The organism is Actinosynnema sp. NPDC053489, from assembly GCF_044544865.1.
Classification (GTDB): Bacteria; Actinomycetota; Actinomycetes; order Mycobacteriales; family Pseudonocardiaceae; genus Actinosynnema.
Genome location: NZ_JBITXT010000020.1, coordinates 112,253 through 119,818 on the forward strand (window position 1 = coordinate 112,253; position 7,566 = coordinate 119,818).

Annotated in this window: 6 protein-coding genes and 1 riboswitch; all 6 genes read right to left on the reverse strand. The window is 71.0% G+C overall.

What is annotated here, in order from left to right:
• Positions 1 to 7: 7 nt before the first annotated feature.
• The 6 genes from ACIGNX_RS32485 to metG all read right to left on the reverse strand — a co-directional run bounded on the left by ACIGNX_RS32485 (position 8) and on the right by metG (position 7,310).
• Positions 8 to 691, reverse strand: coding sequence for a methionine ABC transporter permease (locus ACIGNX_RS32485; RefSeq protein ID WP_396544974.1), 684 nt, complete (start codon positions 689 to 691; stop codon positions 8 to 10).
• A complete protein-coding gene (locus tag ACIGNX_RS32490; RefSeq protein WP_396544976.1) occupies positions 688 to 1,698 on the reverse strand; it encodes a methionine ABC transporter ATP-binding protein in 1,011 nt (336 codons plus the stop codon). Before ACIGNX_RS32490 ends, ACIGNX_RS32485 begins: the two co-directional genes overlap by 4 nt.
• A gap of 205 nt (positions 1,699 to 1,903) precedes the next feature.
• Positions 1,904 to 1,996: riboswitch (SAM riboswitch) on the reverse strand.
• An 86-nt stretch (positions 1,997 to 2,082) separates the two neighbouring features.
• Positions 2,083 to 2,961: a 16S rRNA (adenine(1518)-N(6)/adenine(1519)-N(6))-dimethyltransferase RsmA gene (gene rsmA / locus ACIGNX_RS32495; RefSeq protein ID WP_396544978.1), complete on the reverse strand. Its 879-nt coding sequence runs from the start codon at positions 2,959 to 2,961 to the stop codon at positions 2,083 to 2,085.
• A gap of 10 nt (positions 2,962 to 2,971) precedes the next feature.
• A complete protein-coding gene (locus ACIGNX_RS32500) occupies positions 2,972 to 4,351 on the reverse strand; it encodes a transglycosylase family protein (RefSeq protein WP_396544980.1) in 1,380 nt (459 codons plus the stop codon).
• A gap of 335 nt (positions 4,352 to 4,686) precedes the next feature.
• Complete coding sequence (locus tag ACIGNX_RS32505; protein ID WP_396544982.1) at positions 4,687 to 5,523, reverse strand: TatD family hydrolase; 837 nt, start codon at positions 5,521 to 5,523, stop codon at positions 4,687 to 4,689.
• On the reverse strand, positions 5,520 to 7,310 hold the full coding sequence (metG, locus tag ACIGNX_RS32510; RefSeq protein WP_396544984.1) for a methionine--tRNA ligase: 1,791 nt from the start codon (positions 7,308 to 7,310) through the stop codon (positions 5,520 to 5,522). The genes ACIGNX_RS32505 and metG overlap by 4 nt, the downstream gene beginning before the upstream one ends.
• Between the last annotated feature and the right edge of the window lie 256 nt (positions 7,311 to 7,566).

The following is a 7,566-nucleotide window of genomic DNA, read 5'->3' on the forward strand; positions in this document are numbered from 1 at the left end:
ACAGCGATCAGACGGAGGCGGTGCGGCGGCGGTCGACGCCGCGGGCCACGCGGTTGGTGGTGAACTGGATCGCGGTGGCGATGATCGCCAGCACGACGACCGTGCTCCACAGGTAGCGGTCGTTGAACCGCTGGTACCCCATGCGCACGGCGAGGTCGCCGAGCCCGCCGCCGCCGACCACCCCGGCCATGGCCGAGTAGCCGAGCAGCGCGATCGCGGTCACGCCGACGGCGTTGACCAGCGCGGGCAACGACTCGCGGAGCAGCACGCTGCGCACGATCCGCAGCGTGGACGAACCGGTCGTGACGGCGGCCTCGACCACCGACACGTGCACCTCGGCCAGCACGTTCTGGACCAGCCTGCCGACGAACGGGATCGCGCCGACGGCCAGCGGCACGATCGCCGCCGTGGGTCCGATGGTGCTGCCGAGCAGCAGCCTGGTCAGCGAGGTGAGCACCACCAGCAGGACCAGGAACGGCATGGAGCGGCCCAGATCCACGACGAACCCGAGCACTTTGTGGAGCACCGGTCGGGGCTTCAGCCCACCGGGAGCGGTGAGCTGGAGCCAGATGCCGACCGGTGCCCCGAGCAGAACGGCGATCAGGGTGGAGACGACCACCATGTACAACGTCTCACCGGTGGCGAGCAGCACGTCGTCGAACACGGTGGACCAGGGTGTTGCAGACCTCACGCAGCTACTCCCTGCGGACCCGAGAGGGTCCGGCGCACGGAGCCGCCCGCCTCCGAGATCCACTCCAGCGCCGAGTCGGCGCGCTCACCCTTCAGGCCGACGCGGAACCGCGCGACCGGCGTCTCGCCCAGCCGGGTCAGGCCGCCGCCGAGCAGGTTCAGCTCGACGCCGAACCGGCTGCCGGCCTCCGGCAGGAGCGCGCCGACGGCCGCGAAGCCGATCAGCACGACGTCCGCGACCCGGTCGAACGAGCCCTCCAGCGCCGGGTTCTGGTCCACGGCGGGCAGCAGCGACGAGGCCGTGCGGCTCGCCGCGTCGGACACCAGGTCGAGCACCTTGCCGTGCTCCACCACGCGCCCGTCCTCCAGCACCGCGACGTCGTCGCAGATCTTGCGGACCACGCCCATGTCGTGCGTGACCACGAGCACCGTGACGCCCAGCTCGGCGCGCGCCCGGTCCAGCACGGTGAGCACCGAGCCGGTGGTGTCGGGGTCCAGGGCGGAGGTCGGTTCGTCGGCCAGCAGCACGGACGGCGACGCGGCGAGGGCGCGGGCGACCGCGATCCGCTGGCGCTGGCCGCCGGAGAGCTGGTCCGGGTAGGAGCCCGCCTTGTCGGTCAGGCCCACGAGGTCGAGCAGCTCGGCGACGCGGGTGCGGCGCTGCGGCCCGGCCACGCCCGCGGCCTCCAGCGGCAGCGCGACGTTGCCCGCGGCGGTGCGCTGGCGCAGCAGGGAATCCCCTTGCGGCACAACGCCGATCTGCCGGCGGGCGGCCCGCAGCGCGGTGCCGTCGAGGGAGACGAGGTCGGTGCCGTCGACGCGGATCGCGCCGCTGTCGGGGCGCTCCAGGAGCGCGACGCACCGGGCCAGGGTGGACTTGCCCGCCCCGCTGGGGCCGACGACGCCGAGCACGGTGCCCGAGGCGACGTCCAGGTTCACGCCGTCCAGCGCGCGAACCTGCCCGGTACTCCCGGGGAAGGTCTTGGTGAGGTTCTCGACAGTGATCACGTTTCGCTCCACGACAGCATGCGGCAGCGCACGCTCATGGCGTGCGTGACCGGCGGCTCAGCTCAGAAAGGTGTCCTGAAAGGGAAGGACGCGAGGAATCCGAAGGCGCTCAGGGCTTCCTAGAAGCTGCGACAGCCCGAGGACGTGCGCCGGCCGTGGTCGACGACCCGCCGTCTGGTGAGCATTCGCATCCTGGGCACGTGATCCTCCATCGATCCTGGCTGAAGCACCTGCCCCCATGGGGGGGTGGTTGCTGCGGCGTCGTGGAGCCAGGTCTCTCGGCCGCTCGGGATGGCAACACGAGTAGACCTGACGCGACCCGCCCGACGCAAGCCTGAAACCGGATCGTCCGGCAAATCACACTTTCGGCCGAAAGATCAACGACTATCGAGTAGAGGCGGCCTCGGCTATCCGGATGAAGTCACTGACGGCCAGTTGTTCGCCGCGCAGCGCCGGATCGACCCCCGCGGCGACGAGGAGCCGCTCGGCGTCGGCTGCCGAACCGGCCCACCCGGACAGCGCGCCGCGCAGCATCTTGCGCCGCTGCGCGAAAGCCGCGTCCACCAACGAGAACAGCAGCTTCGGGTCCACGGTGGACAGAGGGTCGTGGCGGTCGAACGCGACGAGCGCGGAGTCCACGTTGGGTACCGGCCAGAACACCGACCGTGACACCGGACCGGCGCGTCGGGCGTCGGCGTACCAGGCGAGCTTGACGCTGGGCACGCCGTAGACCTTGCTGCCGGGCGCGGCGGCCATCCGATCGGCCACCTCGGACTGCACCATCACCAGGCCCGTGCGCAACGACGGCAGCGCGGCCAGCAGGTGCAGCACCACGGGCACGGCGACGTTGTAGGGCAGGTTCGCCACGAGGGCGGTGGGCGGCACGGGCAGCTGCTCGGGCGTGACGCGCAGGGCGTCCTCGTGCACCACGCTGAGGCGGTCCGCCAGGGAGGGCGCGCGCTCGGCCACGGTGACGGGCAGGCGTTGCGCGAGGACCCCGTCGATCTCCACGGCCACCAGGGCGCGGCAGGAGGGCAGCAGGGCCAGCGTGAGGGAGCCGAGGCCGGGGCCCACTTCGAGCACCACGTCGTCGGGGCGCAGGCCGGCCGCCGACACGATGCGCCGCACCGTGTTCGGGTCGTGCACGAAGTTCTGCCCCAGCTTCTTGGTGGGGCGGACGTCCAGCTCGGCGGCCAACCTGCGAACGTCGGCCGGGCCGAGGAGGTGGCTCCCCGGCCCGGCCGACGTCGAATCCTCAGTCACCGACACATTGTTACGGCAGGCCCAGCTTCTGCTGGCAGTGGGGCCACGCCGAGTAGCCGCCGCGGGCGTCGCGCACCTTGGTCGCCACGGCGATCTGCTGCTCGCGGGTCGCCTGGTGCGGGTAGGCGGCGTACTGGGAGCCGCCGTAGGCGTCCCACGTGCCCTTGTTGAACTGCAAACCGCCGTAGTAGCCGTTGCCGGTGTTGATGGCCCAGTTGCCGGTCGCCTCGCAGTTGGCCAGCCGGTCCCACACCTCGCCGTCCGGCGGGAGCTTCGTGCCGACCTTGACCTTCTTCGGCTTCGGCTCCTTGGTGACCTTCGCGCCCAGCTTCTCGCGGCCGACCTCGGCGCCGTTCTTCACGGTGACGCGGTAGGTGACGATCTGCTCGCCTGCCTCACCGGGCTCCAGGACCTCCTTCTGGCCCTTCAGGAGCGTGTCGTCCTTGATCTCCTCGACGGGCGGCTGCACGGCCTCCGTCGCGTTGATCACCGACACCCCGGTGCGGGTGATGTGGACCTCGGCGCCGTTGGTGACGCGCAGGTCCAGCGCCGACTCGATCTTGTCCTCGGGGCCCAGCGACAGGTTCTCGGCGCGCAGCAGCTCGTCCACGGTCACGGCCGTCGTGCGGATCTTGCGGGGCTCGTTGCCGCCGTCGTAGAGCGTGATGGTCTTGAGGCTCTTGACCTCCAGCGAGAGGCCGTCGAGCGGGACGTCCATGCCGCGGTCGTGGGAGACCCACGCGCCCTCGTCGTCGATCCGCAGCTGGTCGAGCGCCTCGTCCACGGTCACGGACCGGACCCAGCCCTCGCGCTGCTCGCCGTCGACCGTCGCCTTCACCAGCCGGCCGCGGTCCAGCGAGATCTTGCCGCCGTCGCCCACCTTCGCCTGGGGGGACGGGCTGAGCGCGTCGTGCTCGCCGATCGTGATGCCCTCGTCGGCGAGGATCTCGCCGACGGTCGACTCGTAGGTCCGGACGGTGTGGGCCTCGCCGTCCACGTCGACCGTGACGGACTTGTCCATCGCGATCGCGGTGGCGCCGCCGCCGGAGATGGTCACCAGCACGGTGGCCACCGCCGCCTTCAGGAAGCGCCGCTTCCACTTCCCCGCGGCTTCGACCAGGGCGGCGGGCGGGGCGCTCGGCTGCTCGGCGGCCAGGCCGCCCGCGACCCGGTCCTGGGAGACCTCGTCGGGGATGATGATCGGCGGCAGGAGCGTGGTCTCGGCGTTGATCAGCCGGATCAGCTCGTCGACGTCGACGTTCGCGCTCGCCAGCAGCGCGTCGGCGTCGGGGCCCAGCACACCCAGGACGTCGTCCGGGGTGATGGTGAACACCGCGGTGTCCCACTCGGACGGCGGCCCGGGTCTGTCCAGGACGTCGACACCGGTCATCGGTGCCGGCTGCACGGGTGTAAACCAGTCGGTGTCCTCGTTGAACGAGTTCACGGGGTGCCATACCTCCTGAAGGCGCGAAGTCCGGCGACGCGCACGGTGGGTGTCGGTGGTCAGCTGGTGATCTCCGGCAACTCCTGTGCGTGTGACGTCCTGGCGCTTCTGGTGTCAACGTGACCCGCCCCGACCGCGGGTGCGCCCCGAGATCGAGACACGGGGCACGGTCACGGGACCGTAACGGGTGCGAGGGGGTTGTGCAAACACCCTCGTGATGTCTGTGAGTTCGGTCACCCCAGGTGCGGAGCAAGCGGGTCAGCCATTCGTCGCAACAACGATTACGACTTCGCCGCGTCACGAAGACCGAAGACGCGTTCGGCGGTTCGGGTGATCTTGGCGGCGAACTCGCCGAGGTCGACCTCACGCAGCGTCGCCAGGTCCCGGAGCGTGTAGTTCACGCAGTACGGCTCGTTCGGGCGACCTCGGTACGGGTGGGGCGTGAGGAACGGCGCGTCGGTCTCCACGAGCACGTGGTCCTCCGGCGTCCACAGTGCGGCTTCCCGCAGGGCGTGGGCGTTGCGGAAGGTCGCGGTGCCGGAGAACGACAGCACGAACCCGCGCTCCACGCACGCGCGCGCGAAGGCGAGGTCGCCGGAGAAGCAGTGGAAGACCACGGTCTCCGGCGCGCCCTCGGAGTCGAGCACCGCGAGGATGTCGTCGTGCGCGTCCCGGTCGTGGATCATCAACGGCTTGCCGACCCGCTTGGCGAGGTCGACGTGCCACCGGAACGCCTCGTGCTGGGCGGCCTTCGGCGCGTAGTCCCAGTAGTAGTCCAACCCGGTCTCGCCGATCGCGACGACGCGGGGCAGCACGGCGAGGCGCTCCAGCTCGGCCCGCTCCGCCTCGCCGAACGCCGAGGTGCGGGTCGGGTGCAGGGCGACGGCGGCGAACACCCGGTCGTCCCAGGTGGCGGCCTCGGCGGCCCACCGGGCGGAGTCGAGGTCGTCGGCGACGGTGACCACCCGGTCCACGCCCGCCGCGGCGGCCCGGTCGACGACCTCGCGGACCTGCTCGGGCGTCGTCGCGCCGCACGCGTCCAGGTGGGTGTGGGCGTCGACCACCGGCACCGGCAGGGCCTCCGGGACCGGTGGTCGCTCGCCGCGCGCCTTCGTCACCTGACGATCGGGGCCCACTCGGGCCCGGTCTCACCCAGTTCGGGGTCGAGCTTCGCGAACAGCGGCGCCGGCTTGGCCAGCGGCCTGCCCACCTCGATCGGGGTGGACGCCCAGGTGGCCTGCTCGGCCGCGTAGTCGCCGGTCAGCACCGGGTACTCGCGGTCGGGCACGTCCAGGTCGGCGACGTCGGTCAGCTCCGGCTGGGCCGCCCACACGCCCGTGCCGCCCAGCGCCTCGTGCACCTTCTGCGCGGAGTGCGGCAGGAACGGCGTCAGCAGGGCGTTGGCGTCCTGCACGACCTGCAGCGCGGTGTGCAGCACGGTGTCGCGGCGCTCCGGGTCGTCCTTGAGCTTCCACGGCTCCTGGTCGGACAGGTAGCGGTTGGCCGCGCCGACGACCCTCATCGCCTCCGTGGACGCCTGCTTGAACCGGGAGCGGCGCAGGTGCCCGCCCACCACGTCGAACGCCTTGCGGGACAGCTCCAGCAGCTCGTGGTCGGCCTGGGTGGGGCTGGTCGGCTTCGGCACGGCGCCGACGTTCTTGTGCGCCATCGAGATCGACCGGTTGACCAGGTTGCCCCACTCGTTGGCCAGCTCGAAGTTCGTCCGGCGGACGAACTCCTCCCAGGTGAAGTCGGTGTCCTGATTCTCCGGGCCGGCCACGGAGATGAAGTAGCGCAGCGCGTCCGGCCCGAACTCCCTGAGGAAGTCGGTGACGTAGATGACCGTGCCGCGCGAGGTGGAGAACTTCGAGCCGCTCATGGTCAGGAACTCGGAGCTGACCACCTCGGTGGGCAGGTTCAGCGTGCCGAACGCGCCGGGCTCGCCGCCCCTGGCGCCCTGGCCGTTCTGCCCGAGGAGCAGGGAGGGCCAGATCAGCGAGTGGAAGACGATGTTGTCCTTGCCCATGAAGTAGTAGCCCTGGGCGTCGCCGGTCCAGAACTCCTTCCAGGCGTCGTCGTCGCCGCTGCGCCGGGCCCACTCGACGGAGGCGCTGAGGTAGCCGATCACGGCGTCGAACCACACGTAGAAGCGCTTCATCGGCTGCTCGCGCCAGCCGTCGAGCGGGATCGGGATGCCCCAGTCCAGGTCGCGGGTGATGGCGCGGGGGCGCAGGTCGTCGATGAGGTTCCGGCTGAACTTGAGCACGTTCGGCCGCCACTCGGTGCGGGTCTGCAACCAGTCGCCGAGCGCGTCGATGAACTGCGGGAGGTCGAGGAACAGGTGCTCGGTCTCCACGAACTTCGGCGTCTCGCCGTTGATCCGGCTGCGCGGGTTCTTCAGGTCGACGGGGTCGAGCTGGTTGCCGCAGTTGTCGCACTGGTCGCCGCGCGCGCCGTCGTAGCCGCAGATCGGGCAGGTGCCCTCGATGTAGCGGTCGGGCAGCGTGCGACCGGTGGAGGGGCTGATCGCGCCCATCTCCGTCTTCGGCACGACGTAGCCGTTGCGCCAGAGGGCGAGGAACAGCTCCTGCACCACCTTGTAGTGGTTGCCGGTGGTGGTGCGGGTGAACAGGTCGTAGGACAGACCCAGGCCGTGCAGGTCGTTGGCGATGACCCGGTGGTACTTGTCGACCAGTTCGCGGGTGGTCAGGCCCTCCTTCTCGGCCTGGACCGAGATGGGCGTGCCGTGCTCGTCCGAGCCGGAGACCATCAGCACCCGGTTGCCCGACATGCGCATGTAGCGGGAGAACACGTCGGAGGGGACACCGAAACCGGAGACGTGACCGATGTGGCGGGGCCCGTTGGCGTAGGGCCACGCCACCGCGGTCAGCACGGAGGCACTCATGGTCCAAGCCTACGGAGTTCCTCCCAGCGCTTTTTCGCGGGTTGGGCAGTGCCGGGACCGCCGCCCGGCACCCGTTCGGGGTCGGGCTCGCACCGGGTCCCGACGACCCCGACCGGCGGCCCGCGCGCGGTCGCGTGGACCACCGCGGCCGCCCCGAGCGGCTAGCTGTACTGCCCCGTGAGGTTGGGGACGCGGCTGGCGGGTGGTAGGCCCTTGAGTGCGGTGTGGCCGCGGTGGTGATTGTAGGTGTGCAGCC

Bases quoted from the DNA above. Each gene is read 5' to 3' on its own strand.
- ACIGNX_RS32500 (WP_396544980.1), bottom strand. From the start codon at position 4,351: ATGACCGGTGTCGACGTCCTGGACAGACCCGGGCCGCCGTCCGAGTGG.
- metG (WP_396544984.1), bottom strand. From the start codon at position 7,310: ATGAGTGCCTCCGTGCTGACCGCGGTGGCGTGGCCCTACGCCAACGGG.